Here is a 14589-nt window from a genome sequence, read left to right on the forward strand (position 1 = left end):
TAACTTGTCCTTTTTTATTGCGTTATAAGTTTAATTTAACTCAAAAAAACGCATTGAGTTTTGGATTGATAATCCTAGACTCAATGCGTATGTTGAACTATTTTTTATTGTTAGATTTACGACGTATTAAATCAATAAGTAAATAAATAACGATTGCTAATGCGGTAATAATTAAGACGATACCTAATAACGTTAAAATAGGATGATCATCCCAAGTGGATTTAACCATAGTAGTAGTTTCGTGTAATAATGGTTTTTTCACTTTTACAGAAGGTGGACCGTATTTATCGGAAATAAATGAGCGGTCGTATTCAATGTGTAATTTTTTATCTTCGATGACATATTTATAATCTTCTTTTGTAAAGTCTTTTGGCAATACATCATATAAATCATCTTCTAAGTAATAAGTTTTGCCATTAATTTTGTGTTCGCCTTTGCCTAAAATTTTAGTGTATTTATACTGATCGAAAGACATATTCATCATAGCATTACCCATCATGTTACGTTGTTTTTCACCACCGAAGTTATCATAGTTTCCGGCTCCCATGATTGTTTGTACAATACGGAATCCATCACGTTTTGTCGTGATAGTATGGTTATAATTTGCTAGGTCACTTGATCCAGTTTTTAAACCATCAGTACCTTCTAAGCTCATGTCGCCACCTTCAAGTGAATGGTTGAAGGTATAGTATGTAACACCATGTTGTGTTGGCGCAGTTTGCTTAGTGAAATATAAAATTTTAGGTGTATCTTGAATTGAACGTTGCGATAAAATTTCGAAATCTCGTGTTGAAGACACTGAATTATCTTCATCAGTGTACTTTTTAGGTGCAAAATCTTCTAGTTGGGCATTGTCAGCACCTGTAGGATTAACAAAGTGCGTATCTTTCATGCCTATTGATTTAGCTTTTTTATTCATTAAGTCAGTGAATTCTGAAGTGTTTTTAGATACTTCATTTGCTAATATTAGTGCTGCCGCATTACTAGAAGCAGAAACTGTTATTTGCAATAATTCTTTAATGGTATATGTTTCGCCAGGGTAAAGTTTAGTATTACTTAATTTTGGTAAAGTAGACATACGATAGTGGTCTTCTGTAATTTTAACTTTATCGTCTAAAGATAAATCTCCCTTTTTCACTGCTTCCAATGTTAAATACATGGTCATAAGTTTAGACATGGATGCAGGGTACCACTTTTTGTCGATATTATAGTCATATAGAATTTGGCCTGTTTGTGCAATGTTTGCTGCACCCTCAGGTTGATATTTATCAGATACGTTATAACCGTATTGATTTGCAATGCTTGTAGGTGTAGCTGTCTCAGCATTAGCAAAAGGTGTTATAATTGAAACAATAAACATAACAGTTACCATAATGGAAATTAACTTTTTCATAAAAACAAACCTTCTTAATATATTCTCTTTTTGATAATAGAAATATTTTAGCATATTGGGTTGAATTAATAAATGAATATATATAAACCGTCACAACAATAATTTTGTGAATTAAAAAAGCAAGCAATAAAGCATAGAGTTACATAAAGTTTTCGTTGCTTGGCGATGTAACCACATAAGTCAAAAATAGAGGTAAATGTAATGAATCAAACGAACCCGTTATTTTATTTATTCAAAAAATTAACTTGGCCAAAAAAACTAATTGCCATTGCGGTGTGTATATCTTCTTTAGGTAGTTTAACAGGATTACTTGTTCCTTTAGTAACAGGTAAATTAGTCGACAAATTTACCCTAGAAAGTATTAACTGGAATTTTATCGCTATCTTTTTAGGGATTTTTATTATGAACACTTTACTGAGCGGCTTGGGCTTATATTTATTAAGTAAAATTGGAGAAAAAATTATTTACGCCATACGTTCAATGTTATGGCAACATATTACGCATTTAACAATGCCATTTTTTGACAAAAATGAAAGTGGTCAGTTAATGAGTAGGTTAACTGATGATACGAAAGTAATCAATGCTTTTATTTCGCAAAAACTACCAGAGTTGTTGCCATCAGTATTAACTGTTTTAGGTTCTTTTATTATGCTTTTTGTAATGGATTGGCAAATAACGTTAGTAACCTTTATAACGATACCGATATTTATTGGGATTATGATTCCACTTGGGAAAATAATGCAACGTATATCCAAAAAGACACAAGCCGAAATTGCCGATTTTAGCGGTTTGCTTGGACGAGTGTTAACCGAAATGCGTTTAGTTAAGGTAGCAAATACAGAGCGTTTAGAATTAGAAAAAGCAGACAATAATTTACAACGCATTTATGATTTAGGGTTAAAGCAAGCAAAAATCACAGCAATTATCCAACCAATATCTGGACTGGTCATGCTGTTAACGATTACAGTGATTTTAGGTTTCGGCGCATTAAGGGTTACAAGCGGTGCCATTACTGCAGGAACATTAATTGCTATGATTTTCTATGTAGTGCAGTTATCAAGTCCGTTAGTCAATTTATCTACATTAGTAACTGATTATAAAAAAGCTGTGGGAGCGAGTCAGCGTATATATGAGATTATGCAAGAACCTATAGAAGATTTTACTTTGCCTGAAGTAGTTGAAGAATCCCAACATCCATCTTTAATATTCAAAGATGTAACTTTTAAATATGATACGACAACTGTATTGCAAGCGGTGAATTTTGAAATTTTAGCAGGTAAAGTCACAGCTTTTGTAGGGCCATCAGGATCAGGAAAAAGTACAATTTTTAATATTATCGAACGTATGTATGATATTGAGCAAGGCATGATTACATACGGTGATCAATCTATATATAATATCCCTTTAGCTACTTGGCGACATAAAATAGGTTATGTTATGCAAACGAATGCCATGATGAGCGGTACGATACGGGACAATATACTCTATGGTATTAATCATGCTGTTTCTGATGAAGAATTGGAAGCGTATGCTAAGATAGCTAATTGTCATGATTTTATTCAAAATCTTGAGCAAGGTTATGATACGTTAGTGGGTGAACGCGGTATTAAATTATCCGGCGGTCAACGTCAACGTATTGATATTGCACGTAGCTTTGTAAAAAACCCGGAAATCTTATTGTTAGATGAAGCTACTGCAAATTTAGATAGTGAAAGCGAGCGGAAAATCCAAACCGCATTAGAAGAATTAATGGAGAAGCGGACTACGATAGTGATTGCTCACCGTTTGTCAACGATTCGTAAAGCAGACCAAATTATCTTTTTAGATCAAGGTGTTATCACAGGAAGTGGGACGCATCAAGAATTAATGCAAACACATGAGAAATATCAGCAGTTTGTTGCTACTCAAAACTTAACTGAATAAAACACAGACATTTTGTAAATGCCAAAAGAAATAAATAGCATATACTCGAACATTAAAAAAGTTATTTTATCAAAAATCCTTACATGCTATAATAAGTTAGAATTAACTAGCAAGGTAGAAAATTGAAAAACACAGAAATACAATAAATGAAAACGAATACACTATTTATATTTTAGTGATTAATCATTATTAACTTTTTAGGGACAAGTCAATAATTATAAAGTAAGATGGTTTTTTAATTTGAGTTTGCTTGAGTTCATATATATTGGAATGGTGGGTGTAAAATGTTTTTACTAATTAATATTTTAGGTTTAATTGTTTTCTTAGCGATTGCAGTATTATTTTCAAGAAATCGCAAAGACATACAGTGGACTTCTATCGGTATTTTAGTAATCCTTAATATTGTATTAGCATGGTTCTTTATTTATTTCCCATGGGGGAAAGCAGTAGTACAAGGATTAGCAAACGGAATTGCCTGGATGATTGATTCTGCACATGCAGGTACAGGATTTGCTTTTGCAAGTTGGGTCGAACCTGGTGCAATGGATATGGCAGTTAGTGCCTTATTCCCAATTTTATTAGTTGTACCATTATTTGATATTCTGATGTATTTAAATATTTTACCTAAGTTAATTGGAATGATTGGTTGGGTGTTAGCTAAAATTACGAGACAACCAAAGTTCGAGTCATTCTTTGGTATTGAAATGATGTTTTTAGGAAACACTGAAGCGTTAGCAGTTTCTAGTGAACAATTAAAGCGTATGAATGAAACACGTGTACTAACTATCGCAATGATGTCTATGAGTTCAGTATCTGGGGCTATCGTAGGTGCATACGTGTCGATGGTACCTGGTGATTTAGTGTTAACTGCTATACCATTGAATATCATTAATGCGATTATAATTTCTGCAATTCTTAATCCAGTTACTCTCGAAGATAAAGAGGACATTATATATAGTATTCAAAATAGTGAGATAGAAAAACAACCTTTCTTTTCTTTCTTAGGAGACTCTGTCTTAAATGCAGGGAAATTGATTTTAATTATTATTGCATTTGTCATTAGTTTTGTTGCTTTATCAGATTTAATCGACCGTCTAATTAATGCTGCAACAGGTATTATTGCAACTTGGATCGGTTTAAAAGGTAGTTTTGGTTTAGATCAAATTTTAGGTGTATTTATGTATCCTTTTGCATTATTACTTGGTTTACCGTGGGGAGAAGCATGGATTGTTGCGCAACAAATGGCTAAAAAAATTGTGACCAATGAATTTGTTGTTATGGGAGAAATTAAAGATGTATTGGATTCATATTCACCGCACAGACGTGCAGTGCTTACAACATTCTTAATTTCATTTGCAAACTTCTCTACAATCGGTATGATTGTAGGTACATTAAAAGGAATAGTTGATACGAAGACTTCTGACTTTGTCTCTAAATATGTACCAATGATGTTATTAGCCGGTATTTTAGTATCGTTAATGACAGCAGGATTTGTCGGCTTGTTTGCTTGGTAAGATAAAAGTTGGTGTGATAGTCAATTTTAATAACTGCATAAACACTTTAATACTTAAATTTAAACAGAGCAGCGTTTAGCTGTTCTGTTTTTTTGCATTATAAAAGCCAAGTACGCGGTGTACTTGGCTTTTACGGGAAATGAATTAAATGTATGATATAAGCAAGGACTAGGTACTTATAACATACTTCGAGCAAAAATTTGTTTTTGTTTGTTACTATAAACAACACAAAGGAGATGGCTTCTTATTGTTCTTCAATAAGAAGATAAATAACATTATAGCAAAGGAATAAATATAAGTAAACCGAAAATTCAGAATTTTTAAAATTATGTATCTCAAATTAATTTGTATTCCAGTTAAATGAGGTAGAGTGTTGTGATGTTGGCATTATTTTGCTACTATTCAAGTGATTGAAAATTGAATAGGAGGTTGGTGGGCGTGAATAAAACACTACGTGATATTATATTGGTGATTATAGGATCATTTATTTTTTCTGCGGGTGTCAATACATTTATTATTACAGCTGATTTAGGTGAAGGTGGCGTTACAGGACTTGCCATTGTACTTTACTATGCATACCATATTTCTCCAGGGCTTACGAACTTTGTTTTAAACGCGTTACTTATTGCTGTGGGGTATAAGTTTTTAAGTAGACGTAGTATGCTGTTAACTATTTTGGCGACAGTGTTAATTTCTGTATTTTTAGGATTGACTGAAAGTTGGCAAGTAGATTCTAATAATATTTTAGTTAATGCGATTTTTGGTGGAACGTGTGTAGGTCTAGGTATTGGTGTCATTGTTTTAGCAGGTGGAACGACTGCAGGTACGACTATACTTGCAAGAATAGCTAATAAGTATCTAGATGTTAGTACACCATATGCACTGTTGTTTTTCGACTTAATAGTTGTGCTTATTTCATTAACTGTTATTCCGTTACCTAGTGCATTAGTCACGGTTATATCATTATACATCGGCACTAAAGTTATGGAATTCGTTATCGAAGGTTTAAATACGAAAAAGGCAATGACTATTATTTCACAAAAGCCAGATGAAGTAGCTAAAGTCATAGATGAAAAAGTCGGTCGAGGCTTAACAATTTTAAATGGTCGTGGTTACTTTACTAAAGAAGATAAGGATATTCTGTACGTTGTAATAACAAAAACACAAGTGACTAAAGCCAAGCGCTTAATTAAACAGACAGATGAAGACGCATTTTTAGTCGTTCATGATGTGCGTGACGTTTATGGTAATGGTTTCTTGATAGATGAGCACTAAAGTTAGTGACCGTTGATTACGTCCTAACTTTTGCCAGTAGAATCAAAAAGTAAGTTTTGAAGCGAAAATACGAAATCAAATGTGGACGTTTGGTTTCATATTTTCGCTTTTTCTAGTGTTTATAATTGGTAGACTTACAGATATTAAGCATAGAATTTTATTGTGATTTTATAGTCAATTTCAGTAAAAAATGGTATAATAACACCCGTGATAATGATTATCATTTACGGGATGTAGCAATTAACGCAATAAATGACAATAACAGATAACTTATATATAGAAATTAAGACAATCAATTATAGGTTAAGATAGATGCTTATTAATCAGGAAGAAGGGTAAGTATGACACGTTTAAATGGGAATCAAATTACGATTAGTTATGGAGATAATGTTATAGTCAACAATTTAGATATTACAGTACCAGATGGTCGAATTACTTCTATTATTGGACCGAATGGTTGCGGTAAATCTACATTGTTAAAAGCATTATCACGGTTATTAACGATTTCAAATGGGGAAATTGTGTTAGATGGAGAAAGTATACACACACAAGCTACTAAAGAATTGGCTAAGAAAATTGCGATATTGCCACAGTCTCCTGAAGTAGCTGATGGGTTAACAGTTGGAGAACTTGTTTCTTATGGTCGTTTTCCACATCAAAAAGGTTTTGGCCGATTATCTGCAGAAGATAAAAAAGAAATCGATTGGGCCATGAAAGTAACAGGCACTGCTGACTTTCAATACCGTGCTATTAACGACTTAAGTGGTGGTCAAAGACAACGTGTGTGGATAGCTATGGCGCTTGCACAACGTACAGATATTATTTTCTTAGATGAACCAACAACATATTTGGACATATCACATCAATTAGAAATTTTAGAATTAATTACCCAGTTAAATCAAGAACAAGGATGTACTATCGTCATGGTATTACATGACATTAACCAAGCAGTGCGTTTTTCTGACTATTTAATAACGATGAAAGATGGCGATATCATTGCTAATGGTGACACCGAGGAAGTATTGACTAAAGATATTCTAGAAAAGGTGTTTAATATTGATGTTGAGATAAGTAGAGATCCACGAACAGGTAAGCCTATGTTAGTCACATATGATTTATGTAAACGTAGCTATTCCCAGGTATAGGAGCATAACGATGACAACGCAAAAAAAGAAAGTTTATAATTTTGCAATTACGATGGCTATAGCTATCGTATTGTTAGTTGTCGCACTCTTTGTATCTATCTTGCTGGGAGAAGCGAAAGTTAATGTGACAACGATATTTGAAGCTATATTTAGCTATGATGTAACGAATCAACAACATAACATTATTAGTGAAATCCGTATCCCGCGCGATATAGGCGCTATTTTAGTTGGTGCTGCTTTGGCAACATCGGGAGCAGTAGTGCAAGGGGTTACGAAAAACGGATTAGCCGATCCAAGTTTAATCGGATTAAATGCAGGCGCATCATTTACTTTGGCGCTGACATTTGCATTGTATCCTAAAGCACCTTTTTTAATGCTCATGTTTGCCGGCTTTGTAGGTGCTATTCTTGGCGGTTTTATCGTATTGATGATTGGACGTTCGCGTAGTGATGGTTTTAATCCTATGCGTATTATTTTAGCGGGTGCAGCAGTTAGTGCGTTTTTAACAGCATTGAGCCAAGGTGTCGCACTGTTTTTTAGGTTGAATCAAGATTTAACATTTTGGAGTGCCGGTGGTGTGTCAGGTACAACATGGCATCAATTAATTTGGGCCATCCCTGTCATTGTTATCGCGTTACTCATTTTAATTACGATAAGTAAACAGTTGACTATATTAAATTTAGGTGAAACTTTAGCACGAGGGCTAGGCCAAAATGTGGCTTTTATACGAGGTATTACTTTAATATTAGCCATGGTATTAGCAGGCGTTGCAGTTGCTATGGTTGGTCAAATAGCCTTTGTCGGTTTAATGGTGCCACATATAGTAAGGTTTTTAGTCGGCACAGATTATGCACGTGTTATTCCTTTAACTGCAGTGTTAGGTGGTTTACTTGTGTTAGTTGCTGATACATTAGCACGTATGATGGGTGAAGCACCTGTAGGAGCAATTATATCGTTTATTGGTGTACCTTACTTTTTATATTTAGTTAAAAAGGGAGGTCGCTTTACATGATTGATCCAAAGTTAAAATATAGACAATGGATTACTTTAATAGTATTCACTGTATTATTAATAATAACTTGTGCATGGAGTATGACTTCTGGTGAATATAAAATGTCATTCGGAACATTTTTTACAACATTATTTGGACAAGGTGCTTATACAGATACATTAATATTACTAGAATTTCGTTTGCCTAGAATGATCATTACTATTTTAGCTGGTGCTGCTTTGGCGATGAGTGGTGCGATCATTCAAAGTGTGACACGTAATCCACTTGCGGAGCCTGGTATTTTAGGGATTAATGCAGGTAGTGGTTTTGTTATTGCACTGTTTATTGTTGTTGGCCAAGTCAATGCTGATAACTTTATTTATGTATTGCCGATTATTAGTATGATTGGTGGTATTTTAACAGCACTTATTATATTTAGCTTCAGCTACAACAAAGGAGAAGGGATAACGCCAGCTAGTATGGTGTTAGTAGGTGTTGGTCTAGCTACAGCTCTTAGTGGTGGTTCATTGACGTTAATGTCTAAATTTGATAAAGATCAATCTGAATTTATGGCTTCTTGGTTTGCTGGTAATATATGGGGAGATGAATGGTCCTTTGTGCTAGCTTTTGTACCGTGGTTAGTCATTATCATACCTATATTACTGCTAAAATCGAACGCGTTAAATTTATTAAATACCAGTCAACATATAGCACAAGGTGTGGGTGTTAGAGTAGATAAGGAACGCTTCATATTACTTATGTTAGCGGTCGTGCTGTCCTCTGCAGCAGTAGCAGTGGCAGGCGCAATTGGTTTTATTGGTTTAATGGGACCACACATTGCTAAATCTATCGTTGGTCCAAGACATCAATTATTTTTACCAATCTCAATTGTTATCGGTGCATTTTTATTACTTGTTTCTGATACTATTGGTCAGGTTATCTTACAACCTTCTGGCATACCAGCTGGTATCGTCGTAGCTATTATTGGAGCACCATACTTCTTATATTTAATGTACAAATCTAAAATGGTTTAAAATAAAAAGACTAAGTGTATGTGATAGAAATCTAGTTTTATAAGATATCAAAATTATATACGTTTAGTCTTTTTTTAATTTTAATTATTAGCGTTTGCTGAAAAATGTAGGGTATACTAAGTGTAAATAGTGTTTAATCTAAAGGGGGAGCTTTAAATGAAAAAGCTAATCAAAGAGAAAACTGACTACTTAGCTGATATGCTTGCTGGTATGAAGATAGCAAATGATGATATAGATATTATTGCAGATACGGTCGTAGTAAGAAAAAATAAAAAAACTGAAGGAGTTGCTATTGTTTCAGGCGGTGGTAGTGGACATGAACCAGCACATGCAGGTTACGTTGCAGACGGTATGTTAGATGCTGCAGTATGTGGAGAGATATTTACTTCACCGACACCAGATAAAATATTAAGTGCAATAAAAGCAGTCGACACTGGTCAAGGAGTATTGTTGATTGTTAAAAATTATGCTGGTGATGTTATGAACTTTGAAATGGCACAAGATATGGCTGCGATGGAAGACATTGAGGTTGCCACTGTTATAGTTAAAGATGATGTAGCTGTTGAGGAACCGTCACAACGCAGAGGTGTAGCTGGTACTGTATTGGCACATAAATATGCAGGATATTTAGCTGAACAAGGCACCGATTTACACTCGTTACAATCTCGAGTACAGACCTTTGTAGATAGTGTTAAAAGTATAGGCATGGCGCTAACACCACCTATGGTACCAACTACAGGTCAATATGGATTTGATATTGATGCAGATGAAATAGAACTTGGTATTGGTATTCATGGTGAAAAAGGTTTGTCTAAAGAGCCTGTTCAACCAGTTGATACTATAGTAAGCCATTTATTACAACCGTTGTTAACTGAAATAGAGACGGATGATGTCATCGTCATGGTCAATGGTATGGGTGGTACACCTATTTCTGAATTAAACATTGTCACAAAATATGTCGCTGAATACTGTGAAGCCAAAAATCTAGCTGTGAAACATTGGCTTGTTGGAGATTATATGACGTCACTTGATATGCAAGGTTTTTCAATTACATTGGCACCATATTCAGAAACAGTTTTAACCGCGTTAACGCAAACAACAGCAAGTCGTTACTTTAATTAAGGAGGCAACCCAATGAATGCTGAAACGTTAAAAATGAATTTATTAGCATTAGTTGATACATTTGAAACTCAAGAAGAAAGCTTAACACAATTAGATAGAGCAATTGGCGATGGAGATCATGGTGTAAATATGCTTCGTGGTTTTCGAGCATTACCTGATAATTTAGATGATTCATCAGTTTCCACTATCTTGAAATCGACAGGTATGACGCTAATGTCTCATATCGGAGGAGCTTCTGGGCCTTTATATGGTTTTAGTTTTGTCAAAATGGCACAGGTAGCAGGTGATGAAATTACTCCGGATAATTTAAGCGAGGTTCTACAAGCATTCTCAGATGCAATAGCACAAAGAGGTAAAGTAGAACTCAATGAGAAAACAATGTTTGACGTAATTGAACGTGCCAGACTGGCAGTGGCCAATAATGAGTCCATAACATTTGAAAAACTACAAGCTTTTGCTGACGATACTAAAGAAATGATTGCTACCAAAGGGCGAGCAGCATACTTTAAAGAGGCTTCTAAAGGACATGTGGATCCGGGCGCTCAAAGTAGTGTATATGTTTTAAATGCATTGATTGGAGATGAATAATATGACATCAATTATTCTTGTGAGTCATAGTGAAAAGATTGCAAAAGGGACTAAAGATCTATTAAGTCAAATGGCCTCAGGTGTTAATGTAGTAGCTCAAGGTGGTATTAATGGTGAAATAGGGACATCTTTTGATGATATTCACCAACTTTTAAATGGCTTAAACGATGATGCGATATGTTTTTATGACATTGGTTCAGCTGAAATGAATTTAGATATGGCTATTGAAATGTATAATGGCAAGAACCAGATGATAAAAGTAGATGCCCCGATTGTTGAAGGAAGTTTTACGGCTGCAGTCAAATTATCTGTTGGAGGCACGTTGGAAGACACAATTGAAGAAGTAAAAAATCATTTCAGTTAAAGATTTTTGTCTATTGCTAGTAGAAAAAGTCTTTAATATAACTTGTGAAATTAAAATTGTTAAAAAAGTAGTTTCTTAAATGAATATGTACGCGGAATATGATAAAATAAAAATCAATTGTAAAAAGAATCTGGGTATAGGAGGACATTGCCATGCAAGATTTAATAAAGAAACATGTCTTAAGCGGCCAATTCGAGTCAGTTAGAAGATTAATGTCCGAGACAGATTTTATGGAGTTTGAAGAAGCGTATATTTCAAGTGCTCATGAGGTAGAAAGTATCATGTTTTATACTTGTATTTTAGATATGATGAAACATGAAGAAACACCAGAAATGCACGATTTAGCGTTTTTACTTTTAGTTTACCCCTTGAGTGACCTAGAAGGTGCATTAGATTCAGCGTATTATCATGCAGAATCATCCATAAATCTTTCCGACGGTAAAGAAGTAAAGAGTTTATTACAAATGTTGTTATTACATGCAGTACCTGAACCAGTCATATCTGATAAAGAAGCATTCGATATCTCAAGAAAAATTTTAAAGCTTGATCCCAATAATAGTGTAGCGCGTAATGTCTTAAAAGAAACAGCGAAAAGAATGGATAACGTTGTTGTTGATTTTAATGAACTAAATCGTTCGAGAGTGGCAGATCAATAAGTAATATTATAGTGATGATAAAAATATACGCACGTATCGATTTCAGTAGGTACATGCGTATATTTTTATTTTGTTAGTAAAGTAATTGTGCAATGTGTCTTCGAGTATTACAAGTTTAAATGTCTGATAAGGCAGATTACAGTAACGTTTGTAGCGATTTATAGCAGGTGTATTAAAGCCGTCCAATATTAAATGTTAGTGTTTAAAACTTTAGGGAAGTAATATTGTGTGCGTTGCAAAAAAAATATAGTGCGTTATAATATATCACTATATGACATTTAAGGAGGTATTTTTTTAATGGGGCTTAACAAAGAAGCCATTAAAATAGGATTTGCCTACGTAGGTATAGTCGTAGGCGCTGGATTTTCAACAGGACAAGAGGTAATGCAATTCTTCACGGGATTTGGATTATGGTCCTACATAGGTGTTATTTTATCAGGATTAATATTAGGATTTATTGGGCGCCAAGTTGCCAAGATAGGTACTGCATTTGACGCTCAAAATCATGAATCTACGTTAGAGTATTTATTTGGCAAGGGACTAAACAAATTTATTGATTATGTACTTATATTTTTCTTGTTTGGTATTTCTGTAACAATGATTGCAGGTGCAGGATCAACATTTGAAGAAAGCTATGGGATACCAACGTGGTTAGGTGCATTAATCATGATCATTGCAATTTATGTGACTTTATTAATGGACTTTAACAAGATTGTACGTGCACTTGGTTTCGTAACGCCATTTTTAATTATTTTAGTAGTTATTATCGCGATATTCTATTTATTTAATGGTTCCATTCCGTTAAATAAAGTGAATGAAACAGTACCAAATGCTAGTCTGTGGAAAGGTATTCTCTATGGTATTAATTATGGTGGCTTAGCGTTTGCAGTTGGTTTTAGTACAATTGTTGCGATTGGCGGAGATGCATCTAAACGAAGTGTCTCAGGTAGAGGAGCATTATTTGGTGGTATTGTATACACTGTACTGTTAGCATTGATTAACTTTGCATTGCAGTCAGAGTACCCTATGATTAAAGATGCATCAATTCCTACATTAACATTGGCAAGTGAAATTCATCCGTTGATAGGTATTGTATTATCTGTCATTATGTTAGCCGTTATGTATAATACTATTTTAGGTTTGATGTATTCATTTGCTGCACGTTTTACAGAACCATACAGTAAAAAATACCATATTTTCATTATCGTTATGGTACTCGTAGCATATGGATTAAGCTTTGTTGGCTTTGCTGGTTTAATTAATTTCTTATATCCACTTATGGGAGCTATTGGATTAATTGTTGTAATATCTGTGTTAATTAAATACGTTATACGTAAAAAACAAAACAAAAAATATATTGCGTAAAAAGCATATAAAGTGTGCGTTTAGCACAGGCTTATTAGTACAAAAAACAGTTAACTGAAGTGAAAAGCAGGCTGTAAATCATTGTTGATTTTACTACATCTAAAATACTAAATGTGATACAATTCACCCGAAAGGGAAGGTCAAACATGAAAAATAAACACAAATGGGTGATTTTAACTACACTTGTAATTATAATAGTGGCCTGTGTAATTGGCCTGCTGTTGAAAAAACATTTCGAACAGCAACATTCACAAGAAGTTAAAGAAAAGGTACAAATTAATAATAAAAATGTAAATGCGTTTACTAATATTACGTATAGTAAAGGATGGCCTAATAGTAGGCTTGATATACTCACACCGACAGATTTAGATCATGATAATAAATTACCAATCGTATTTTGGATGCACGGTGGTGGCTTTATTGCAGGTGATAAGCAGTATAAAAATCCTTTATTATCAAAAATAGCTGAACAAGGATATATTGTTGTTAATATTAATTATGCATTGGCACCAGACTACAAATATCCAAATCAACTTCATCAAATTGATCAAGCTATTCAATTTATAAAAAGAAATAAACATGAATTGCCAATCGATTTTGATCAAGTCATATTTGGTGGTGACTCAGCTGGGGCACAAATGTCTAGTCAATATACAGCAATACAAACTAATGAAAGTTTACGTGATGAAATGAAATTTAAACAACAGTTTGAGGCAGACCAGTTAAAAGCAGCTATATTTTTTGGTGGTTTTTATGATATGAAGACAGTCAAAGCTACTGAATTCCCAAGGATACAGTTATTTATGGAAAGTTACACAGGCGAGCGTAAGTGGGAGCAACAATTTAAGAACTTATCTCAAATGTCTACAATTAACCAATTAACTGAAGATTATCCACCGACTTTTTTATCTGTAGGTGATGCAGATCCATTTTACAGTCAAAACATTGAATTCTATAAAAAATTAAAACAGGAAGACATTCCTGTTGATAAACTGTTTTATGATGGTAGCCATAAGTTGAGACATCAATATCAATTCCATTTAGATTTACCAGAATCTAAACAAAATATGAAATCGGTATTGTCATTTCTAAGTAGAAATACGAGCGCATCAGGGGTTGAAACTGAAGTGAATAGCGAAGATAGTAATCCCAATGGTGTAGACTTAAATCCATATTAAGACAGAAAAAGACCAGCTAACTAAATCAGTGTTAGCTGGTC

Annotated in this window: 13 protein-coding genes; 12 read left to right on the forward strand and 1 reads right to left on the reverse strand. The window is 34.0% G+C overall.

Going from position 1 to position 14589, the window contains the following annotated elements:
* Nucleotides 1–97: 97 nt before the first annotated feature.
* On the reverse strand, nt 98–1393 hold the full coding sequence (gene pbp4 / locus JVU85_RS04620; protein ID WP_107373894.1) for a penicillin-binding protein PBP4: 1296 nt from the start codon (nt 1391–1393) through the stop codon (nt 98–100).
* A gap of 201 nt (nt 1394–1594) precedes the next feature.
* Between pbp4 and JVU85_RS04625 the strand changes: the two genes are divergently transcribed.
* From JVU85_RS04625 to JVU85_RS04680, 12 genes are all read left to right on the forward strand, one after another.
* The gene (locus JVU85_RS04625; protein WP_021459174.1) at nt 1595–3316 is read left to right on the forward strand and encodes an ABC transporter ATP-binding protein; all 1722 of its coding nucleotides are present in this window, start codon (nt 1595–1597) and stop codon (nt 3314–3316) included.
* 284 nt (nt 3317–3600) lie between these two features.
* Nucleotides 3601–4830, forward strand: a complete 1230-nt coding sequence (locus JVU85_RS04630) for a NupC/NupG family nucleoside CNT transporter (protein WP_002508965.1) — start codon at nt 3601–3603, stop codon at nt 4828–4830.
* A gap of 438 nt (nt 4831–5268) precedes the next feature.
* A complete protein-coding gene (locus JVU85_RS04635) occupies nt 5269–6105 on the forward strand; it encodes a YitT family protein (protein WP_002508964.1) in 837 nt (278 codons plus the stop codon).
* 341 nt (nt 6106–6446) lie between these two features.
* Nucleotides 6447–7250 carry an ABC transporter ATP-binding protein gene (locus tag JVU85_RS04640; RefSeq protein WP_021459173.1) on the forward strand — a complete coding sequence of 268 codons (804 nt, stop codon included), beginning with the start codon at nt 6447–6449 and terminating at the stop codon, nt 7248–7250.
* 52 nt (nt 7251–7302) lie between these two features.
* Entirely contained in the window at nt 7303–8262 is a 960-nt protein-coding gene (locus tag JVU85_RS04645) for a FecCD family ABC transporter permease (RefSeq protein WP_421574266.1), read from the forward strand.
* The gene (locus JVU85_RS04650; RefSeq protein WP_002508962.1) at nt 8259–9275 is read left to right on the forward strand and encodes a FecCD family ABC transporter permease; all 1017 of its coding nucleotides are present in this window, start codon (nt 8259–8261) and stop codon (nt 9273–9275) included. The genes JVU85_RS04645 and JVU85_RS04650 overlap by 4 nt, the downstream gene beginning before the upstream one ends.
* A gap of 156 nt (nt 9276–9431) precedes the next feature.
* Nucleotides 9432–10397: a dihydroxyacetone kinase subunit DhaK gene (gene dhaK, locus JVU85_RS04655; RefSeq protein ID WP_021459171.1), complete on the forward strand. Its 966-nt coding sequence runs from the start codon at nt 9432–9434 to the stop codon at nt 10395–10397.
* 12 nt (nt 10398–10409) lie between these two features.
* Nucleotides 10410–10985: a dihydroxyacetone kinase subunit DhaL gene (gene dhaL / locus JVU85_RS04660; protein ID WP_021459170.1), complete on the forward strand. Its 576-nt coding sequence runs from the start codon at nt 10410–10412 to the stop codon at nt 10983–10985.
* Nucleotide 10986: 1 nt separating this feature from the next.
* Entirely contained in the window at nt 10987–11349 is a 363-nt protein-coding gene (dhaM, locus tag JVU85_RS04665; protein WP_002508959.1) for a dihydroxyacetone kinase phosphoryl donor subunit DhaM, read from the forward strand.
* A 152-nt stretch (nt 11350–11501) separates the two neighbouring features.
* Nucleotides 11502–12005 carry a hypothetical protein gene (locus JVU85_RS04670; protein WP_021459169.1) on the forward strand — a complete coding sequence of 168 codons (504 nt, stop codon included), beginning with the start codon at nt 11502–11504 and terminating at the stop codon, nt 12003–12005.
* Between the two features lie 297 nt (nt 12006–12302).
* Nucleotides 12303–13370, forward strand: coding sequence for a YkvI family membrane protein (locus JVU85_RS04675; protein WP_002508957.1), 1068 nt, complete (start codon nt 12303–12305; stop codon nt 13368–13370).
* A 146-nt stretch (nt 13371–13516) separates the two neighbouring features.
* Nucleotides 13517–14548, forward strand: coding sequence for an alpha/beta hydrolase (locus tag JVU85_RS04680; protein WP_002508956.1), 1032 nt, complete (start codon nt 13517–13519; stop codon nt 14546–14548).
* Nucleotides 14549–14589 lie beyond the last annotated feature (41 nt).

The organism is Staphylococcus sp. GDY8P72P, assembly GCF_016890655.1.
GTDB lineage: Bacteria > Bacillota > Bacilli > Staphylococcales > Staphylococcaceae > Staphylococcus > Staphylococcus arlettae.

Coding starts and splice junctions, on each gene's coding strand:
- pbp4 (WP_107373894.1), bottom strand. CDS start 1,393: ATGAAAAAGTTAATTTCCATTATGGTAACTGTTATGTTTATTGTTTCA.
- JVU85_RS04625 (WP_021459174.1), top strand. CDS start 1,595: ATGAATCAAACGAACCCGTTATTTTATTTATTCAAAAAATTAACTTGG.
- JVU85_RS04630 (WP_002508965.1), top strand. CDS start 3,601: ATGTTTTTACTAATTAATATTTTAGGTTTAATTGTTTTCTTAGCGATT.
- JVU85_RS04640 (WP_021459173.1), top strand. CDS start 6,447: ATGACACGTTTAAATGGGAATCAAATTACGATTAGTTATGGAGATAAT.
- JVU85_RS04645 (WP_421574266.1), top strand. CDS start 7,303: ATGGCTATAGCTATCGTATTGTTAGTTGTCGCACTCTTTGTATCTATC.
- JVU85_RS04650 (WP_002508962.1), top strand. CDS start 8,259: ATGATTGATCCAAAGTTAAAATATAGACAATGGATTACTTTAATAGTA.
- dhaK (WP_021459171.1), top strand. CDS start 9,432: ATGAAAAAGCTAATCAAAGAGAAAACTGACTACTTAGCTGATATGCTT.
- dhaL (WP_021459170.1), top strand. CDS start 10,410: ATGAATGCTGAAACGTTAAAAATGAATTTATTAGCATTAGTTGATACA.
- dhaM (WP_002508959.1), top strand. CDS start 10,987: ATGACATCAATTATTCTTGTGAGTCATAGTGAAAAGATTGCAAAAGGG.
- JVU85_RS04670 (WP_021459169.1), top strand. CDS start 11,502: ATGCAAGATTTAATAAAGAAACATGTCTTAAGCGGCCAATTCGAGTCA.
- JVU85_RS04675 (WP_002508957.1), top strand. CDS start 12,303: ATGGGGCTTAACAAAGAAGCCATTAAAATAGGATTTGCCTACGTAGGT.
- JVU85_RS04680 (WP_002508956.1), top strand. CDS start 13,517: ATGAAAAATAAACACAAATGGGTGATTTTAACTACACTTGTAATTATA.